The following is a 17,419-nucleotide window of genomic DNA, read 5'->3' on the forward strand; positions in this document are numbered from 1 at the left end:
CTCTTCGGTTGCAGGGCATCGGCCGCGGCCAAAAGTTTTTATTGGCGTTGCGCACGGCGCACTCCCTGATGGATGATGTCATTCCTTTACGGGCTCCGCCAATATTGCGGCAGCCGCGCCAAATATCGGTTTTTGCCGCCGGGTTGACAAGCGATAATAATTTCAGCCAGCATAAAGAAAAACTTATGGCTATCAACAATGCGCAATCGACTTCCCCTCAACGCCCTGCGGGCGTTCGAATCCTCCGCCCGCCACCTGAACTTCACCCGCGCCGGTCTGGAGCTGCGCGTCACTCAGGCCGCCGTCAGCCAGCAGGTGCGCATGCTGGAAGAACAGCTGGGCATTCAGCTGTTCCGCCGCCTGCCGCGCGGGTTGGATCTGACCGAAGAGGGCCAGGCGCTGCTGCCGGTGTTGAGCGATGCTTTCGATCGCATCGAGGCGGTGTTGCAGCAGTTCGAAGGCGGGCATTTCCACGAAGTGCTGACGGTGGCGGTGGTCGGCACCTTCGCGGTCGGCTGGCTGATGCCGCGGCTGGCGGCGTTCCGCGCGGCGCATCCGTTCATCGATCTGCGGGTGCTGACCCACAACAACCTGGTCAATCTGTCGGCCGACGGCATGGATTTCGCCATCCGTTTCGGCGAAGGTTTATGGCCCGCCACCCGCAATATCAAGCTGTTCGACGCGCCGCTGACGGTGCTCTGCTCGCCGGCGGTCGCCGCGCGGCTGCATACGCCGCAGGATCTGCAGCACGAACTGCTGATGCGCACTTACCGCCAGGATGAATGGGAACGCTGGTTCACGGCTGCGCAGGTGACGCCGTGGCGAATCAACGGCCCGGTGTTCGACTCATCGAGGCTGATGGTGGAAGGCGCGCTCCAGTGCGACGGCGTGGCGCTGGCGCCGGTCAGCATGTTCCGCCGCGAACTGGCCGCCGGCGCGCTGCAGCGGCCGTTCGCCGCCGAGGCCGCGCTCGGCGCCTACTGGCTGACCCATTTGAAATCGCGGGATCTGACGCCGGCGATGAAGGCTTTTATTGGCTGGATTTGCCGCGAAGCGGAAGAGGAACAGCGGCGGGATTAGGCGGAGCCGCGCCGGATCAGCGTCGGCGGCAAAATGACGTTCTGCGCCGGCAGATCGGCGTCATTGATGCGCTGCAGCAGGCGCGCGGCGGCGCTGCGCCCCACTTCCCGCGCCGAGCTGGAGACAAAGGTCAGCGGCGGTTCGGTCAGCTCGGCCTCCGGCACGTCGCCGAAACCGATCAGCGCCACCTGCCGGCCGTAGTAGGCGTCGACCCCGTCCGAACCGATGCTGCGGCCGCTGCGCGTCAGGCCAAAATAGGCGCCAAGCGCCACCGACGCCTTGTGGCAAACGACAGCGGTGATATTCGGGTAGTGGCGCAGCAGCTGTTCCGCCGCTTCCGCCGCCTCACGCTGCCGGCAATCGCACTCGACGATCCATTCGCTGCGAAACGGCAGGCCGTACTGCAACAGCGTGGCGCAAAATCCGCCCAACCTTTCGGCGCGCGTCAACGAGTCGCTCTGGCCGCCGAGATAAGCAATCTGGCTGTGGCCGCGTTTGATCAAAAATTCGGTGGCCAGCTTGGCGGCCTGCATATTGTCCGGCCGTACCACGTCCACGCCCTCGAGACCGCTGGAGCGCGCCACGCATACCAGCGGCACGCCCTGCTCGGCCGCCTTTTCCTTCAGCCCGGCCGCCGCGCGGATGCCGCCCGCCAGCACGATGCCGTCGACGCCCTGCGCCAGCAGCGCGTCAAACGCCCGCTGCAGCCCCTGACCATCGCGCCCGCTCTGGGTTAAAAACAGCAGTTTGTCGTGCGCCTCCAGCGCTTCACTCAGCCCGGCGGTCATTTCGGCATAGAAAGGTTCGCAAATGTCGCGCAGGATCAGGCCGATTACCCCGGATTCGCCGCCGCGCAGCGTCGCCGCCTGGCGATTGCGCACGTAGCCCAACTGCTCTATCGCCTGATTGACCTTCTCGACGGTGGTCGGCGAAATCCGCCCCTTGCCGCTCAATACCAGAGAAACCGTGGTGACCGAAACGCCCGCCTGTTGCGCCACATCGGTAATGGTGATCTTTTTGATGCTCATAGTCTCTGCGAACCCGTTCCTGGGCAACCCGCGCCGTAGTGATCAAGGGTATACCGAATCCGTCAATGCAGTAAAACGTTTTACTGCCCGCCGCATTGTCGCCAAAAACCGGGCGACAGATTTGTGATTGGCGGCGCATTTTTGCTAGGTAAAACGTTTTATCTTCTTTTTACCTAATCAGAAGTCCTCTTTTTGCTCGTCTTTTCGCCAGGAGAAGTCGGTTATGTCAGCAGCCAATAAACCCAAAATCACCCTCTGGGAGTTCTTCCAGAGCCTGGGCAAAACATTCATGTTGCCCGTCGCCTTACTCTCTTTCTGCGGCATCATGCTGGGGATCGGCAGCTCGCTGAGCAGCCGCGACGTGATCACCCTGATGCCGTTTATCGGCCATCCGATCTTCCAGCTGATCTTCACCTGGATGAGCAAGATAGGCTCCTTCGCCTTCAGCTTCCTGCCGGTGATGTTCGCCATCGCCATTCCGCTGGGCATGGCGCGCGACAACAAGGGCGTCGCCGCCTTCTCCGGCTTCGTCGGCTTCGCCGTGCTGAATCTGGCCACCAACTTCTACCTGACCGCCGCCGGCGTGCTGCCCACCAGCGATCCGCTGGTGCTGAAGGCCAACAACATCCAAAACATTCTCGGCATTCAGTCGATCGACACCGGCATCCTCGGCGCAGTGATCGTCGGCATCATCGTGTATCTGCTGCATGAACGTTTCCACACCATCCGGCTGCCGGATGCGCTGGCCTTCTTCGGCGGCACCCGTTTCGTGCCGATAGTCACCACCGTGACGCTGGGCCTGTGCGGCCTGCTCATCCCCCTGATCTGGCCATGGTTCGCCGCCGGCATCAACGGCCTGGGGCGCATGATCAATGGCGCCGGCATTTTCGGGCCGATGATCTTCGGCACCGGCGAACGCCTGCTGTTGCCGTTCGGTCTGCATCACATACTGGTGGCGCTGATCCGCTTTACCGAGGCGGGCGGCACGATGGAGGTGTGCGGCCACAGCGTCAGCGGCGCCCTGACCATCTTCCAGGCGCAGCTCTCCTGCCCGACCACCACCGGTTTCGCCGAAAGCGCCACCCGCTTCCTGTCGCAGGGTAAAATGCCGGCGTTCCTCGGCGGCCTGCCGGGCGCGGCGCTGGCGATGTACCACTGCGCCAAACCGGAGAACCGCCATAAAATCAAGGGGCTGTTGATTTCCGGCGTGGTGGCCTGCGTCGTCGGCGGCACCACCGAGCCGATCGAGTTTCTGTTTCTGTTCGTCGCGCCGTTCCTTTATCTGATCCATGCGCTGCTCACCGGGTTGGGCTTTACCGTCATGGCGCTGCTGGGCGTGACCATCGGCAACACCGACGGCAACATTATCGACTTCGTGGTGTTCGGCATTCTGCACGGCACCGCCACCAAGTGGTATCTGGTGCCGGTGGTGGCCGCCATCTGGTTCGTCGGCTATTACGCCATTTTCCGCTTCGCCATCCAGCGCTTTAACATCAAAACGCCGGGCCGCGAGAGCGACGGCGCCGTCAGCCAAAGCGCGCCAAGCGGCGCAGTGGGCAAATCCGGCTACAATGTGCCGGCGATTTTGGCGGCGCTCGGCGGCCCGGACAACATCATTACGCTGGACAACTGCATCACCCGCCTGCGCCTGTCGGTCAACGACATGAGCCAGGTGGACGACGCGGCGCTGAAGGCCAACCGCGCCATCGGCGTAGTGCATCTCAACGATCATAATCTGCAGGTAGTGATCGGCCCGCAGGTGCAATCGGTGAAGGATGAATTAGACTCACTGATAGCCACGGCGCACCCTGCCGCGGCGCTGCAGGGAGCCACCCATGTTTGATTTCTCTACCCCGATCGACCGCCACGGCACCTGGTGCACCCAGTGGGATTACATCGCCGATCGCTTCGGCAGCGCCGACCTGCTGCCGTTCACCATCTCCGATATGGATTTCGCCACCGCACCGTGCATTCTCGAGGCGCTGCAACAGCGCCTGCAGCACGGCGTGCTGGGCTACAGCCGTTGGCAGCATGAGGATTTTCTCGGCGCGCTGCGCCACTGGTATCAACAACGTTTCAACACCGCTATCGACACCACAACGGCGGTGTACGGCCCTTCCGTTATCTACATGGCGGCGCAGCTGATCCGCCAATGGTCCGTGCCGGGCGACTACGTGGTGACCCATACCCCGGCCTACGACGCCTTCTATAAGGTGATCCTCGCCAACCAGCGCCAGCTGCTGGCCTGCCCGCTGCACAAGGCCGCAGATGACTGGCGCTGCGACATGGCGCACCTCGAAGCGCTGCTGGCGCGGCCGCAGACCAAGATCCTGCTACTGTGCAGCCCGCATAATCCCACTGGCAAAGTGTGGCGCCGCGAAGAGCTGCAGCAGATGGCCGAACTGTGCGAACGCCACGACGTGCGCGTGATCAGCGATGAAATCCACATGGACATGGTCTGGGGCGCACACCGCCATACGCCCTGGAGCCAGGTGGCGACCGGCCCCTGGGCCTTACTGACCTCCGGCTCCAAGAGTTTTAACATTCCGGCGTTAACCGGCGCCTACGGCTTTATCAGCGACGACGCCAGCCGCGAAGCCTATTTCCAGCAGCTCAAATCCCGTGACGGCCTCTCCTCGCCGGCAGTGCTGGCGGTGGCGGCGCACGTAGCCGCCTATCGGCGCGGTGAACCCTGGCTGGACGCCCTGCGCGACTATCTGCAGGATAACCTGACCTACGTCGCCGAACGGCTGGCGGAGGCGTTTCCCGCGCTGGGCTGGCGCCCGCCGCAAGCCACCTATCTGGCCTGGATCGATCTGCGGCCGCTGGCCGTGGACGATCGGGCGCTGCAGCAGGTGCTGATCGAGCGTGAAAAGGTGGCGATCATGCCGGGCTTTACCTACGGCGAAGAAGGCCGCGGGTTCCTGCGCCTCAACGTCGGCTGCCCGCGCAGCAAGCTGGAAGCCGGCATGGACAAGCTGATCGCCGGGTTGAAGTTTGTGCTGGACGAGAAATAACGCGAGGGGGCGAGCCTCTGCCCGCCCCTCGGTTACGCCTGAACAGACGGAATTTCCTCCAGATGACGATAGACCGTCAATCCCCATTCGTTAGCCAACCGCACGTCGTTATCGGCCCCCGCAGACGCCCCTTCGATGCGATACACCGCCTGACACTGCGCAATCAGTCGGTGAGCCACCGGGTAAAGAAACGCCTCGCTGACCGCATCGCCAACCTGAGTGGAACCGGCCGCGGCCGCCAAAGGTAGCGCCAGCCATTCGCCGATCACCGGCACGTGCCCCCGTTGGTAGACCGCCAGCGCTGCCTGTTCGAGGCGCGCCAGATTGGCGGCGATACGCTGCGGATCGCCATCGGTGCCGCTGCGATAAGGGCCGGCGATCAAGATTTGTTGGGCTTTCATCGTTGTTCCTCCAACGTCCGATTCAAGGCGACAAACTGCAGCAGCATGATGGTTTTGGCGTCAACGATCGTACCCTGACGAACCGCCTGCAGGGCCTGCGCCAGCGGCAGCTCGATCACCTCCAGATCTTCCCCCTCCGCCGCCAGCCCGCCGCCCTCGTTGAGGCGATCGCTCGCCTGATATTCACCGACGAAAAAGTGCAGCTTTTCGGTGACCGAACCAGGGCTCATGTACGCCTCAAACACTTTCTCCACGTTCTGCACGAAATAGCCGGTTTCCTCTTCAACTTCGGCGCGGATGCGCGCCTCCGGCGACGCGTCGTCCAACAGCCCGGCGGCGGCCTCAATCAGCATGCCGTCATGACCGTTGACGAACACCGGAAAGCGGAACTGGCGCGTCAGGATCACCGTTTGCGCCTGCCGGTTGAACAGTAAAATGGTGGCGCCGTCGCCGCGATCGTAAGTCTCACGGCTCTGCCTTTGCCAGACGCCGTCGCGCCGCAGAAAATCAAAGGTGGTTTTTTTCAGCAGGTACCAGTCATCGGACAACACCCGGGTTTCGACAATGCGAACCCTGTCTTTGGTGGCTATCATCGGTTTACTCCGCCAGAGGAAGGAAATGGATACTATCGTGCAGTTTCGTGTATGATCAAGATATTTCGTGCATAGGAAATTTGAGAGGAAATGGCCATGTTGACCAGCCAGCGCAAGAAGATCATTTTGGAAAAACTGGCCCAGGAGGGTCAGGTCTTGGCCAAACAGCTCAGCGAGATGTTCGGGCTGTCGGAAGATACGGTTCGGCGCGATCTGCGCGAACTGGACGCCGAGGGGTTGCTGCAACGGGTGCATGGCGGCGCCCTGCCGGTTTCTTCCGCCATCGCCAGCTTCGCCGAACGCAATCAATTGGAATCCGGCGCCAAACGCGCGATCGCCAAAGCGGCGGCGGCGCTGATCGCCCCCGGCCAGGTGGTGATCATCGACGGCGGCACCACCTCCGCAGAGCTGGTCAGGCAACTGCCGGCCAACCTCAACGCCACCATCGTCACCCACAGCCCCAGCGTCGCCGTGGGCCTGGTCGATCACCCCACCGTCGAGGTGATCCTGATCGGCGGCCGACTGTATAAGCATTCGATCGTCAGCGTCGGCGCCGCTGCCGTAGAAGCGATGTCGCATATTCGCGCCGATATCTATTTTATGGGCGTGACCGGCGTGCACCCCACTGCGGGGTTGAGCACCGGCGATCTGGAAGAAGCCTACATCAAGCGCGCGCTGGCGGCCCGTGCGGCGGAAACCGTGGTGCTGGCTTCCGCCGCCAAGCTTAATGCCGCCTCGCAGTATGCGATCGGCGATATTACGCTGGCGCACACCATCATCGTTGAGCGGGCTACCGATGACGCGCTGATCGCGCCGTTGCAGCAGGCGGGCGTCAGCGTGTTGAAAGCCTGATTCACGACGAAAATGCGATACACCTCGCATTATTTGTGATGTAAGTCACTTTTTTATGCAACGCGATGGCAAGTTTCATCCATTTGTTTTTATACTGTTCTGCACTTTACCTACGATAATTAGCGAGTGCCCAGCATGATCGATCCCCGCCTACCGCTTACCGATATTCACCGCCATCTCGACGGCAACATCCGCGCGCAGACCATTCTCGACCTCGGCCGCCAGTTCAATCTCGCCCTGCCGGCCAACGATTTGGAGAGCCTGCGCCCGCACGTGCAGATCACCCATGCCGAACCGGATCTGGTCAGCTTCCTGCAGAAACTGGACTGGGGCGTGGCGGTGCTGGGCGATCTGGACGCCTGCCGCCGGGTGGCATACGAAAACGTCGAGGACGCCGCCAACGCCGGCCTGCACTATGCCGAGCTGCGTTTCTCCCCTTACTACATGGCGATGAAGCATCAACTGCCGGTCGCCGGCGTGGTGGAAGCGGTGATCGACGGGATCCGTTCGGGCTGCCGCGATCGTGACATCGACATTCGCCTGATCGGCATCATGAGCCGCACCTTCGGCGAGGCCGCCTGTCTGCAGGAACTGGAAGGATTGCTGGCGCACCGCGACGGCATTACCGCGCTGGATTTGGCGGGCGATGAGCTGGGCTTCCCCGGCAGCCTGTTCCTCAGCCACTTCAACCGCGCCCGCGACGCCGGCCTGCGCATCACCGTGCACGCGGGCGAAGCCGCCGGCCCGGAAAGCATCTGGCAGGCGATCCGCGAGCTGGGCGCCGAACGTATCGGCCACGGGGTGAAAGCGGTCGAAGACCCGGCGCTGATGGACTTCCTGGCGGAACACGGCATCGGCATCGAATCCTGCCTGACCTCCAACATCCAGACCAGCACCGTGCCATCGCTGGCGCAGCATCCGCTGGCCACCTTCCTGCGCCACGGCGTGCTGGCGTCGATCAACACCGACGATCCGGCGGTTCAGGGCATCGAGATCGAGCATGAATACCGCGTCGCCGCGCCGCAGGCCGGGCTGACGCCGGAAGAAATCCGCACCGCGCAGGAAAACGGCCTGAAGCTGGCCTTCCTCAGCGAGCAGGAAAAACAGGCGCTGCGCGCCAAAGTTCAGGGCTAAATCCCCCCAGGCGCCAAACGGCGCCTTCTTCTCATCCCCCGTTTTCTTCCGACTGCTCGTCTTTATCGCTGTGTTACCCCATGACTCTGCCGCAAGAGAGGAATTTCGCATGTCTGACAAAACACGCCGCATCGTGCTGACCGGCGGCCCGGGTTCGGGTAAAAGCACGCTCATCGACGTTCTTCATCGCCGCGGCTTTCCGCACTCGCAGGAAGCCGGCCGGGCGATTATTCAGGATCAGGTGAGTATCGGCGGCCATGCGCTGCCGTGGGGCGATCGCCAGGCCTTCGCCGAGCGGATGCTCGATTGGGAACTGCGCTCATGGCGCGAAGCAACGGGGGAAACATGCTGGTTCTTCGATCGCGGGCTGCCGGATATCGCCGGGTATCTCACGCTGTGCGGGCTGCCGATCCCCGCGCATTTGACGGCGGCGATCGGCACCTTCCGCTATGCCGAAAGGGTGTTCATCGCCCCGCCGTGGCAAGCGATCTACGCGCAGGACAGCGAAAGAAAGCAATCTTTCGCCGAAGCCGAGCTGACCTACCGGGCGATGGTGGCCGTCTATCGCCGCTATGGCTATCAGCTGCAAGAACTGCCGCGCGCCTCACCGGACGAGCGCGCCGACTTTCTGCTCGACGCGCTGGGCCGCCGTTAGCGACCTGCGGCCTATTTGGCCGCCAGCGCCTCCGCCTCGGCCCGCTGTTTGGCGGTTTTACGCGCATAGCGCTGCGCCAGCACCGCGCACACCATCAGTTGCACCTGGTGGAAAATCATCAGCGGCAGCACCATCGCGCCCACCGCCGCGGCCGGGAACAGCACGTTGGCCATCGGGATGCCGTTCGCCAGGCTCTTTTTCGAGCCGCAGAAGACGATGGTGATTTCATCGGCGGTGTTAAAGCCCAGCCAGCGCGCCGCGTAGGTGTTGATCACCAGCACCACCGTCAGCAGCACCAGCGACATCACCAGGATGGTCAGCAGCGACCAGCCGTCGATGCGATGCCAAATCCCTTCCACCACCGCCGCGCTGAACGCGGTATACACCACCAGCAGGATCGACGAACGGTCGGTCAGATTGATCAATTTGCGATGGCGATCGATCCACTTGCCGATCAATGGCCGCGCCAGGTGGCCGATCACGAACGGCACCATCAATTGCAAAATGATTGAACCGATGGCGTGCAGCACGTCGGTATTACCGCCCTGAGTATGCATCAACGCCCCCACCAGCAGCGGCGACAGGAACACGCCGAGAATGCTCGACGCCGAGGCGCTGCAGATCGCCGCCGCCACGTTGCCGCCCGCCGCCGACGTAAAGGCGATGGCCGACTGCACCGTGGCCGGCAGCGCGCACAGATAGAGGAAGCCGAGATAGACCGTCGGCGTCATGATGCCCGGCACCAACAGGTTCATCGCCAGCCCGAGCAGCGGGAACAGCGCAAAGGTGCTGAGGAACACCAGCAGATGCAGCTTCCAGTGACTCATGCCGGCGATGATCGCCTCGCGCGACAGCTTGGCGCCGTGCATAAAGAACAGCAGCGCGATGGCGGCGGTGGTCAGGTGTTCAAAGAAGGTTTTCCAGATGCCTTCGCAGGGGAACAGCGAGGCGACGATCACCACCAAAATCAGAACCAGCAAAAATTTGTCAATGCGCAAACGCTGCAACCAGGACATGAAACGGATTTCCTTGCACGTAGAGTCGTAAAAAGGCCCGACGTTGCGCCGGGCCACAGAAAAGTGGGCGGGATCAGACCACCGGCAGCGCCTGCTGCAGCCGGGCCGATTCCAGCCCCAGTTCGATCAATGCCATCACCGCGATGGCGTCGGCGGCCGGCACCGGATTTTCGCCTATGCCGGCAATCGCGTCGCGCACCGCCGCGTAATAAGCCGGGTAGTTGCCGGGAATATTGAGCAGCGGCTGTTCCGCCAGCAGGTCGCCGCGTGACAGCGTCACAACGCCCTCGCGCATGTCATAGCCCCAGTCGGCCTGCGGCAAGCGTTCGCCGGCCTTCAGCCGGTCTTCCTGCGGATCCAGGCCGTATTTGACATAGCTGCCGCGGGTGCCGTGCACCACATAGCGCGGGCTCTCCGCCGCCGCCAGCATGCTGGCGTGCAGCACCACACGGCGATCGCCATAGCTCAGCAGCGCGTGGAAATAGTCCACCGCCTGCGCCCCCGGCCGCAGCTCACCCAGATCGACAAACAGCCGCTCGGGTTTGCCGAAGAGTTGCAGCGCCTGATCGAGCAGATGCGGCCCCAAGTCGAACCAGATGCCGCTGCCGACGCCGCCCTGTTCGCGCCAGCGCTGACGCACCTGTGGCCGGTAACGATCAAAGTGCGACTCGAAGTACACCACCTCGCCCAGCGAACCGTCGTTCAGCAGCGCTTTGAGGGTCAGGAAATCGCTGTCCCAGCGACGGTTGTGGAACACCGACAACAGCAAACCGCTCTGCTGCGCCTGTTGCTGCAGCGCTTGAGCTTGTGACAATGTCACGGTAAACGGTTTGTCCACCACCACGTGCTTGCCGGCGGCCAGCGCCTGTTGCGCCAGCGGGAAATGGGTATCGTTGGGGGTAGGAATCACGATCAGATCGAGGGCCGGATCGGCGAACAGCGCCTGCGCATCGCCCACCACCGTCATCGACGGCCAGTCCGCGCGCACTTTGCCGGCATCGCTGCTGGAAACGGCGGCCAGCTCCAGCCCGGGCGTACCGGCGATCAGCGGCGCATGAAAGGTTTTGCCGGCGTAGCCGTAACCGACCAGCCCGACACGAATTTTCTCAGCCATGGGATTACCTCTTGCAGGCTCACGACACACCCTTTCGATTTGACACCATGCGGACGGCTGGAACAAGAAGTAAATGAGATGTTAATTCGAAGCGGGGTCGGAGTAGCCAAACGTGCGGCCCGGCCCCGCGACGCCGAGCTATCCGGTTGATAGGGATGACGAAGCCGGTATTACCCGCTAAGCTATGCCGCCTGTGATCCCCGATTCAATCAGGAAGCCGTTTTATGTCTCAAGCTGAATACTCTCGTATCGGCGGTTGGTTGCTGGCCCCGCTGGCCTATCTGATCGTCACCCTGCTCAGCGCCAGCCTGATGCTGCTCCTGTACGCCATGGCGATCTTCATGCCCGAGTCGCGCGACTATCTGTTGACCAACGCCCAGGCGTTTACCCTGCAATGGTACTTTTCGGTGTTGACCACGCTCTTGATGTGGGGCTTCACCCTGTGGCTGGTGTTTCTGTTTTGCCAGCGGTCGCAGCGCTTCCCTAAACTGTTCCTGTTATGGCTGCTGATCACGGTGATCCTGGCGGTGAAAGCCTTCGCCTTCGCGCCGGTGCCGGATGAAGTGGCGGTGCGCAGCCTCGGCTGGCCGCTGCTGATGGCGGCGCTGCTGGTGCCTTACATCAAGCGTTCGCAGCGGGTCAAAGGGACCTTTACCGAACGTTAAAGGCGATTGCAGCACGTTTTATTGGGTGATTTGTGTAAATTTTCACCAAAAAAGGCAATACCCCTGCGATTCATATGTTGTCGTCCGGCCGCCGATTCCCGATAATAGGCGGCTTTTATTTTTTTAGGCATCGCAATGACCGAATACCTGCTCCTGTTTGTCGGCACCGTACTGGTGAACAACTTCGTTCTGGTGAAGTTTCTTGGCCTGTGCCCGTTCCTCGGCGTTTCCAAGAAGCTGGAAAGCGCCATCGGCATGGGAATGGCCACCACCTTCGTCATGACGCTGGCCTCCGTCAGCGCCTGGGTGATCAACACCTTTATTCTGGTTCCGCTGGACCTGGTGTACCTGCGCACGCTCTCCTTCATTTTGGTGATCGCCGTGGTGGTGCAGTTCACCGAGATGGTGGTGCGCAAGACCAGCCCGGCGCTCTACCGCCTGCTGGGCATCTTCCTGCCGCTGATCACCACCAACTGCGCGGTGCTGGGCGTGGCGTTGCTTAACGTCAACCTCGGTTATAACTTCCTGCAGTCCGCCGTTTACGGTTTCAGCGCCGCCGCCGGTTTCTCGCTGGTGATGGTGCTGTTCGCCGCCATTCGCGAACGTCTGGCGGTGGCCGACGTGCCGGCGCCGTTCCGCGGCTCCTCGATCGCACTGATCACCGCCGGGCTGATGTCGCTGGCCTTTATGGGCTTTACCGGGCTGGTGAAATTCTAATGACTGCGTTGTGGATAGCTATCGCGGCTTTGAGCGCGCTCGGGCTGCTGTTCGGACTGGTGCTGGGCTACGCCGCGCGCCGTTTTGAGGTGGAAGAGGATCCGGTCGCCGAGCAGGTCGACGCGATCCTGCCACAGAGCCAGTGCGGCCAGTGCGGCTACCCCGGCTGTCGCCCCTATGCCGAGGCGGTGGCCAACGGCGAGATGATCAATAAATGCGCGCCGGGCGGCGAACAGGTGATGCTGAAACTGGCGGAGCTGCTCAACGTGGAGCCGCAGCCGCTGGGCAGCGAAGCCGCCGCCGAGCCGGAGCGTAAAGTGGCCTATATCGACGAGGCCAACTGCATCGGCTGCACCAAGTGCATTCAGGCTTGCCCGGTTGACGCCATCGTCGGCGCCACCCGCGCCATGCATACCGTCATTACCGACCTCTGTACCGGCTGCGATCTGTGCGTCGCCCCTTGCCCTACCGACTGTATTGAAATGAGACCGGTCGCCACCACCACCGCCAACTGGAAGTGGGACATGAAGACGATCCCGGTGCAAGTGATCCACGTGGAGCAACATGCTTAATCTGTTCGCCGCCTTTAAAAAAGACCGGATCTGGGATTTCGACGGCGGGATCCATCCACCGGAAATGAAGACTCAGTCGAGCGGCGCGCCGCTGCGTGTCGCCCCTCTGCCCAAGACCTTTATCATTCCGCTGCAGCAGCATCTGGGACCGGAAGGCGAACTGTGCGTCAACGCCGGCGATCGGGTGTTGAAAGGCCAGCCGCTGACCGTCGGCCGCGGGCGCACCGTGCCGGTGCACGCCCCGACCTCGGGCACCGTTAGCGCCATCACGCCGCACATCACCGCTCACCCTTCCGGGCTGTCGGAGCTGTGCGTGATTATCGAGGCAGACGGCGAAGACCGCTGGTGCGAGCGCGAGCCGGTGGCGGATTACCGCCAATCGCCCGCCGCGGAGCTGATTCAACGTATTCATCAGGCCGGCATCGCCGGTCTGGGCGGCGCCGGTTTCCCGACCGCCAGTAAACTGCAAGGCGGCATGAGCGGCGTGGAAACGCTGATCCTCAACGCCGCCGAGTGCGAGCCTTACATCACCGCCGACGATCGCCTGATGCAGGAACATGCCGATCAGATCGTTGAAGGCACGCAGATCCTGCAACACATTCTGCAGCCCAAGGTCACGCTGATCGGCATTGAAGACAACAAGCCAGAGGCGATCGCGGCGCTGAAACAGGCGTTGCGCGGCCAGACCGGCATTGCCCTGCGCGTCATCCCCACCAAATACCCGTCCGGCGGCGCCAAGCAACTGACCAAGATTTTGACCGGCAAGGAAGTGCCGCACGGCAAGCACTCCTCCGCTATCGGCGTGCTGATGCAAAACGTCGGCACCGCCTTCGCCATCAAGCGGGCGATCGTCGACGGCGAACCGTTGATTGAGCGCGTGGTGACCCTGACCGGCGAGGCGGTCGAGCGCCCTGGCAACCTGTGGGCACGCATCGGCACGCCGGTGCAGCACCTGCTTGATTTCGTCGGTTTCCGTCCGCAGGCGCAGCAGATGGTGGTGATGGGCGGCCCGCTGATGGGCTTTACCCTGCCCGCGCTGAACGTGCCGATCGTCAAGATCAGCAACTGCATTCTGGCGCCGACGGTGGATGAAATGACGCCGCAGGAACCCGAGCAATCCTGCATCCGCTGCGGCCTGTGCGTGGACGCTTGCCCTGCCGGGCTGTTGCCGCAACAGCTGTACTGGTTCAGCCGCGGGCAGGAGCACGACAAGGCGCGCAACCACAACCTGTTCGATTGCATCGAATGCGGCGCCTGCGCGTTCGTCTGCCCCAGCAATATTCCGCTGGTGCAGTACTACCGGCAGGAAAAGGCCGAAATCAAGGCTATCGATTTGGAAGCGGCGCGCACCGCCGAGGCCAAGGCGCGTTACGAGGCCAAGCTGGCGCGTCTGGAGCGCGAGAAACTGGCGCGCGAAGAGCGGCACAAAAAGGCCGCCGTCAAACTGACCGACGACGATCAGGGGGCGGTACAGGCCGCACTGGCGCGCGTACGCAGCAAGAATGCCGAAGCGGCGGTTACGCCGGTCGACGGCCTGCAGCCGGACAACAGCGAGATGATCGCCGCCCGCGAAGCGCGTAAAGCGCAGGCGCGTGAACGGCGCGCCCAGTTGGCGGCCGAAGCGGAACAAGCCTCGCCGGCAACCTCAGGCGACGACGCGCGTAAGGCCGCCGTGGCCGCGGCGCTGGCCCGCGTGAAGGCGCGCAAAGAGGCACCGGCCGCAGACATCACCGCCCATGCCGCGACAGAGGACGATCCGCGTAAAGCGGCAGTCGCCGCCGCCCTGGCTCGCGTGAAGGCCAAGAAAACGGCGCAGCAGGCGGACGCTCCTGCCGAGACAGAACCGGCTCCGGCTGCCGCCGAAGAAGATCCGCGTAAAGCGGCAGTCGCCGCCGCCCTGGCTCGCGTGAAGGCCAAGAAAGCGGCGCAGCAGGCGGACGCTCCGGCCGAGACAGAACCGGCTCCGGCTACCGCCGAAGAAGATCCGCGCAAGGCGGCGGTCGCGGCGGCTATCGCCCGCGCCAAAGCCAAAAAAGCGGCGCAGCAGGCGGACGCTCCGGCTGAGACAGAACCGGCTCCGGCTGACGCCGAAGAAGATCCGCGCAAGGCGGCGGTCGCGGCGGCTATCGCCCGCGCCAAAGCCAAAAAAGCCGCCAGAGAATCGCTGGCGGCGGAAACGGAAGACAAATGATGACGGCGGCGCCTGGCCTACGCCGGGCGCCGTTTAATCGATAGAGATCAGATAGGTGTAGTCCACTTCAATCTGACGCAGTTTGGACTCCGGGTTCCACTCTTTGGTTTGAATGATCTCCATTTCCATACTGCCGCGCACCTTATCCTTCAGCCCCGGCATCACATGCGACACCAGATAACCGAAAAACTGCAGACACTCCTTCGCCGTGCCCTTATGGTTGATGGAGATAAACTCGCGGCTCGGCAGATGGATGGTGTCTATCTGATGATTGGAAAGAATGTCCTTTTTATGTTCAGGATCGACCGCCATCACCAGCGTGGACGACAGCTCGTCGCCTTTCCCGGCCTGCGGGCAATAAATGCTGTAAATTCGCCGGCAGTCGACGTGCAACCCCTTGAAGAAGTCATTGAAAATCTCGTCCTTCATCGCCATGCAGGACGCGTACTCCAGCTCTTGTTCGGAGGCGAAATCCAGCCGGCGCGAGAAGCCGACCAGCTGCATCTCGGGCAGCGTCAGCCGCTTCACTTCCGGATAATATCCCGCGCCGTAGCTGGCTTCGAAGTTAAAGCGCGGCATCAGGTTTTTCACGTCCCAGTGCTCCATCGAGCGGTAGCGATTGGGCGTGGTGCCGAAGCGCTGCTTGAACATGCGAGTAAAGGTCTGCTGCGAGTCGAAGCCCAGCTCATCGGAGATGTCGATGATGGAGCGACGGGTGATGCGCAGCGCCACCGCGGCGCGCGTCAGGATGCGCGAACGGATATAGGTGGCGAGTTGAATGCCGGTAATACGCTTGAATTTACGCTGCAGATGCCACTTGGAATAGCCCGAAATACGCGCAACTTCATCCAGGTTTGGCCGTTTCTCCAGATGTATCTCCACCCACTCAATTAGCTCTTCAATAAAAAAAATGTCTTCATTTGTCATTATTATGGATTCACTGACTCAATAATGTTCGCGATAGTAACCTACACGTATTATGTGAAAGTTGTTATTTTGTGCGGAAATCTGGACAAAAATGATATTTCATTCATACGGTTACCCCATTTCTCAGGGGCGATGGCGGCACAAGTTCCACAGACAATTCCTCACGTTAGCCCATTTTCCGGCCAAAAAAAAATCAAATCGCGCCACGCCGATCTCAACGGGTGCGAAAAGCCGAATACCCCTATCATTAAGGCGTATTACCCTCGCATCGAATCAGGTAGAATGCTCGGCTATTATTTTTGCCGCGCCCGCAATTCGGCGCATCGAAACTGCCGCAGGCGCGGCGCAGAAGGTATCGTTACTCTATGAAGTTCAGGCCGGTATCACCCACAGCCGCCAAAGGCTTACACATCGCCAGCTCGCCGTTCACCCACAACCAGCAAAGCACCAGCCGCATTATGCTGTGGGTGATGTTGGCCTGCATTCCCGGCATCGCAGCACAGATTTGGTTCTTCGGTTACGGCGTGCTGATTCAGGTGGCGCTGGCGGCGATCGTCGCGCTGGCCGCAGAAGGCGCGATCCTCAGGCTGCGCAAGCTGCCGGTGCGCAGCCGGCTGGCGGACAACTCCGCCCTGCTGACCGCGCTGCTGCTCGGCATCAGCCTGCCGCCGCTGGCCCCGTGGTGGATGATCGTCATCGGCACCTTCTTCGCCATCGTCATCGCCAAACAGCTGTACGGCGGCCTTGGGCAGAACCCGTTCAATCCGGCGATGGTCGGTTACGTGGTGCTGCTGATCTCCTTCCCGGTGCAGATGACCAGCTGGTTGCCGCCGGATGAGCTGCGCGCCACCGCGCTGTCGTTCCACGACACGCTGCTGGCCATTTTCAGCGGCCATACCGCTCAGGGCGCGACGCTGCACGAATTGCAGATGGGCGTTGACGGCATCAGCCAGGCTACACCGCTCGACGGCTTCAAAACCGGTTTGCGCAGCGGCCACAGCGTTGAACAGGTGTTGCAGCAGCCGCTGTTCGGCGGCGCGCTGGCGGGCATCGGCTGGCAGTGGGTCAACCTCGGCTTTCTGGCCGGCGGCCTGTTTATGCTGGCGCGCCGCCTGATCCACTGGCAGATCCCCTTCAGCATGTTGGCCGCTATCGCCTTCTGCTCCGGTCTGGCCTGGTGGCTCGATCCGGCGCATCAGGCTTCGCCGCTGATCCACCTGTTCTCCGGCGCCAGCATGCTGGGCGCGTTCTTTATCGCCACCGACCCGGTCAGCGCCTCCACCACGCCGAAGGGCCGTTTAATCTACGGCGCGCTGATCGGCGTGCTGGTCTGGCTGATCCGCGTTTATGGCGGCTACCCTGACGGCGTGGCCTTTGCCGTGCTGCTCGCCAACATCACCGTCCCGTTAATCGACCACTACACGCAGCCGCGCGTGTACGGCCATCGCTAAGGAGCC

The 17,419-nt window shown here is 62.2% G+C and carries 17 protein-coding genes; 11 read left to right on the plus strand and 6 right to left on the minus strand.

Annotation, left to right across the window (positions count from 1 at the left end; translation table 11 throughout):
* Positions 1-198: 198 nt before the first annotated feature.
* Positions 199-1,080 (plus strand): LysR family transcriptional regulator, encoded by an 882-nt coding sequence (locus tag ACUTQY_RS16615; protein ID WP_033650493.1) that lies wholly within the window; start codon positions 199-201, stop codon positions 1,078-1,080.
* Here the strand turns inward: ACUTQY_RS16615 and ACUTQY_RS16620 are convergent.
* Positions 1,077-2,108 carry a Mal regulon transcriptional regulator MalI gene (locus ACUTQY_RS16620; protein ID WP_033650494.1) on the minus strand — a complete coding sequence of 344 codons (1,032 nt, stop codon included), beginning with the start codon at positions 2,106-2,108 and terminating at the stop codon, positions 1,077-1,079. The two genes, ACUTQY_RS16615 and ACUTQY_RS16620, sit on opposite strands and share 4 nt — an antisense overlap.
* Positions 2,109-2,331: 223 nt before the next feature.
* Here ACUTQY_RS16620 and malX point away from each other — a divergent pair, with 223 nt between their 5' ends.
* Both malX and ACUTQY_RS16630 read left to right on the plus strand, forming a co-directional pair.
* Entirely contained in the window at positions 2,332-3,951 is a 1,620-nt protein-coding gene (gene malX, locus ACUTQY_RS16625; protein WP_046686982.1) for a maltose/glucose-specific PTS transporter subunit IIBC, read from the plus strand.
* Positions 3,944-5,125, plus strand: coding sequence for a MalY/PatB family protein (locus tag ACUTQY_RS16630; protein WP_046686981.1), 1,182 nt, complete (start codon positions 3,944-3,946; stop codon positions 5,123-5,125). Before malX ends, ACUTQY_RS16630 begins: the two co-directional genes overlap by 8 nt.
* Before the next feature lie 32 nt (positions 5,126-5,157).
* Here ACUTQY_RS16630 and ACUTQY_RS16635 read toward each other — a convergent pair whose 3' ends face one another.
* The gene (locus ACUTQY_RS16635; protein WP_033640470.1) at positions 5,158-5,526 is read right to left on the minus strand and encodes a hypothetical protein; all 369 of its coding nucleotides are present in this window, start codon (positions 5,524-5,526) and stop codon (positions 5,158-5,160) included.
* The gene (locus ACUTQY_RS16640; protein ID WP_046686980.1) at positions 5,523-6,119 is read right to left on the minus strand and encodes an NUDIX domain-containing protein; all 597 of its coding nucleotides are present in this window, start codon (positions 6,117-6,119) and stop codon (positions 5,523-5,525) included. Before ACUTQY_RS16640 ends, ACUTQY_RS16635 begins: the two co-directional genes overlap by 4 nt.
* Positions 6,120-6,215: 96 nt before the next feature.
* On the opposite strand from ACUTQY_RS16640, the gene ACUTQY_RS16645 reads away from it, so the two are divergent.
* The 3 genes from ACUTQY_RS16645 (at position 6,216) to ACUTQY_RS16655 (ending at position 8,760) form a co-directional block, all read left to right on the plus strand.
* Positions 6,216-6,971 (plus strand): DeoR/GlpR family DNA-binding transcription regulator, encoded by a 756-nt coding sequence (locus ACUTQY_RS16645; RefSeq protein ID WP_042784408.1) that lies wholly within the window; start codon positions 6,216-6,218, stop codon positions 6,969-6,971.
* A gap of 135 nt (positions 6,972-7,106) precedes the next feature.
* Complete coding sequence (gene add / locus ACUTQY_RS16650) at positions 7,107-8,105, plus strand: adenosine deaminase (protein WP_016927887.1); 999 nt, start codon at positions 7,107-7,109, stop codon at positions 8,103-8,105.
* Between the two features lie 109 nt (positions 8,106-8,214).
* On the plus strand, positions 8,215-8,760 hold the full coding sequence (locus ACUTQY_RS16655) for an AAA family ATPase (protein WP_046686979.1): 546 nt from the start codon (positions 8,215-8,217) through the stop codon (positions 8,758-8,760).
* Between the two features lie 11 nt (positions 8,761-8,771).
* On the opposite strand, the gene ACUTQY_RS16660 is transcribed toward ACUTQY_RS16655, so the two are convergent.
* Complete coding sequence (locus tag ACUTQY_RS16660) at positions 8,772-9,776, minus strand: bile acid:sodium symporter family protein (protein ID WP_033640474.1); 1,005 nt, start codon at positions 9,774-9,776, stop codon at positions 8,772-8,774.
* Positions 9,777-9,849: 73 nt separating this feature from the next.
* A complete protein-coding gene (locus ACUTQY_RS16665; protein WP_033650498.1) occupies positions 9,850-10,890 on the minus strand; it encodes an oxidoreductase in 1,041 nt (346 codons plus the stop codon).
* 224 nt (positions 10,891-11,114) lie between these two features.
* Between ACUTQY_RS16665 and ACUTQY_RS16670 the strand changes: the two genes are divergently transcribed.
* The 4 genes from ACUTQY_RS16670 (at position 11,115) to rsxC (ending at position 15,035) form a co-directional block, all read left to right on the plus strand.
* A complete protein-coding gene (locus tag ACUTQY_RS16670; protein WP_004938446.1) occupies positions 11,115-11,555 on the plus strand; it encodes a DUF2569 domain-containing protein in 441 nt (146 codons plus the stop codon).
* A 135-nt stretch (positions 11,556-11,690) separates the two neighbouring features.
* Entirely contained in the window at positions 11,691-12,272 is a 582-nt protein-coding gene (gene rsxA, locus ACUTQY_RS16675; RefSeq protein ID WP_004938443.1) for an electron transport complex subunit RsxA, read from the plus strand.
* Positions 12,272-12,844, plus strand: coding sequence for an electron transport complex subunit RsxB (gene rsxB / locus ACUTQY_RS16680; RefSeq protein ID WP_004938428.1), 573 nt, complete (start codon positions 12,272-12,274; stop codon positions 12,842-12,844). The genes rsxA and rsxB overlap by 1 nt, the downstream gene beginning before the upstream one ends.
* Positions 12,837-15,035: an electron transport complex subunit RsxC gene (gene rsxC, locus ACUTQY_RS16685; protein ID WP_046686977.1), complete on the plus strand. Its 2,199-nt coding sequence runs from the start codon at positions 12,837-12,839 to the stop codon at positions 15,033-15,035. The genes rsxB and rsxC overlap by 8 nt, the downstream gene beginning before the upstream one ends.
* 33 nt (positions 15,036-15,068) lie before the next feature.
* On the opposite strand, the gene ACUTQY_RS16690 is transcribed toward rsxC, so the two are convergent.
* Positions 15,069-15,962: a helix-turn-helix domain-containing protein gene (locus ACUTQY_RS16690; protein ID WP_046686976.1), complete on the minus strand. Its 894-nt coding sequence runs from the start codon at positions 15,960-15,962 to the stop codon at positions 15,069-15,071.
* A gap of 365 nt (positions 15,963-16,327) precedes the next feature.
* Between ACUTQY_RS16690 and rsxD the strand changes: the two genes are divergently transcribed.
* Positions 16,328-17,413 carry an electron transport complex subunit RsxD gene (rsxD, locus tag ACUTQY_RS16695; protein ID WP_033652582.1) on the plus strand — a complete coding sequence of 362 codons (1,086 nt, stop codon included), beginning with the start codon at positions 16,328-16,330 and terminating at the stop codon, positions 17,411-17,413.
* Positions 17,414-17,419: the final 6 nt, after the last annotated feature.

The sequence above is a fragment of the Serratia sp. TSA_130.1 genome, assembly GCF_052691795.1.

What these genes read in the sequence shown, in the direction of transcription:
- rsxD (WP_033652582.1), top strand. Translation starts at nt 16,328, where the DNA reads ATGAAGTTCAGGCCGGTATCACCCACAGCCGCCAAAGGCTTACACATC.
- rsxC (WP_046686977.1), top strand. Translation starts at nt 12,837, where the DNA reads ATGCTTAATCTGTTCGCCGCCTTTAAAAAAGACCGGATCTGGGATTTC.
- ACUTQY_RS16635 (WP_033640470.1), bottom strand. Translation starts at nt 5,526, where the DNA reads ATGAAAGCCCAACAAATCTTGATCGCCGGCCCTTATCGCAGCGGCACC.
- ACUTQY_RS16630 (WP_046686981.1), top strand. Translation starts at nt 3,944, where the DNA reads ATGTTTGATTTCTCTACCCCGATCGACCGCCACGGCACCTGGTGCACC.
- ACUTQY_RS16640 (WP_046686980.1), bottom strand. Translation starts at nt 6,119, where the DNA reads ATGATAGCCACCAAAGACAGGGTTCGCATTGTCGAAACCCGGGTGTTG.
- ACUTQY_RS16645 (WP_042784408.1), top strand. Translation starts at nt 6,216, where the DNA reads ATGTTGACCAGCCAGCGCAAGAAGATCATTTTGGAAAAACTGGCCCAG.
- ACUTQY_RS16620 (WP_033650494.1), bottom strand. Translation starts at nt 2,108, where the DNA reads ATGAGCATCAAAAAGATCACCATTACCGATGTGGCGCAACAGGCGGGC.
- ACUTQY_RS16670 (WP_004938446.1), top strand. Translation starts at nt 11,115, where the DNA reads ATGTCTCAAGCTGAATACTCTCGTATCGGCGGTTGGTTGCTGGCCCCG.
- malX (WP_046686982.1), top strand. Translation starts at nt 2,332, where the DNA reads ATGTCAGCAGCCAATAAACCCAAAATCACCCTCTGGGAGTTCTTCCAG.
- rsxB (WP_004938428.1), top strand. Translation starts at nt 12,272, where the DNA reads ATGACTGCGTTGTGGATAGCTATCGCGGCTTTGAGCGCGCTCGGGCTG.
- ACUTQY_RS16665 (WP_033650498.1), bottom strand. Translation starts at nt 10,890, where the DNA reads ATGGCTGAGAAAATTCGTGTCGGGCTGGTCGGTTACGGCTACGCCGGC.
- ACUTQY_RS16690 (WP_046686976.1), bottom strand. Translation starts at nt 15,962, where the DNA reads ATGACAAATGAAGACATTTTTTTTATTGAAGAGCTAATTGAGTGGGTG.
- ACUTQY_RS16655 (WP_046686979.1), top strand. Translation starts at nt 8,215, where the DNA reads ATGTCTGACAAAACACGCCGCATCGTGCTGACCGGCGGCCCGGGTTCG.
- ACUTQY_RS16660 (WP_033640474.1), bottom strand. Translation starts at nt 9,776, where the DNA reads ATGTCCTGGTTGCAGCGTTTGCGCATTGACAAATTTTTGCTGGTTCTG.
- rsxA (WP_004938443.1), top strand. Translation starts at nt 11,691, where the DNA reads ATGACCGAATACCTGCTCCTGTTTGTCGGCACCGTACTGGTGAACAAC.
- add (WP_016927887.1), top strand. Translation starts at nt 7,107, where the DNA reads ATGATCGATCCCCGCCTACCGCTTACCGATATTCACCGCCATCTCGAC.
- ACUTQY_RS16615 (WP_033650493.1), top strand. Translation starts at nt 199, where the DNA reads ATGCGCAATCGACTTCCCCTCAACGCCCTGCGGGCGTTCGAATCCTCC.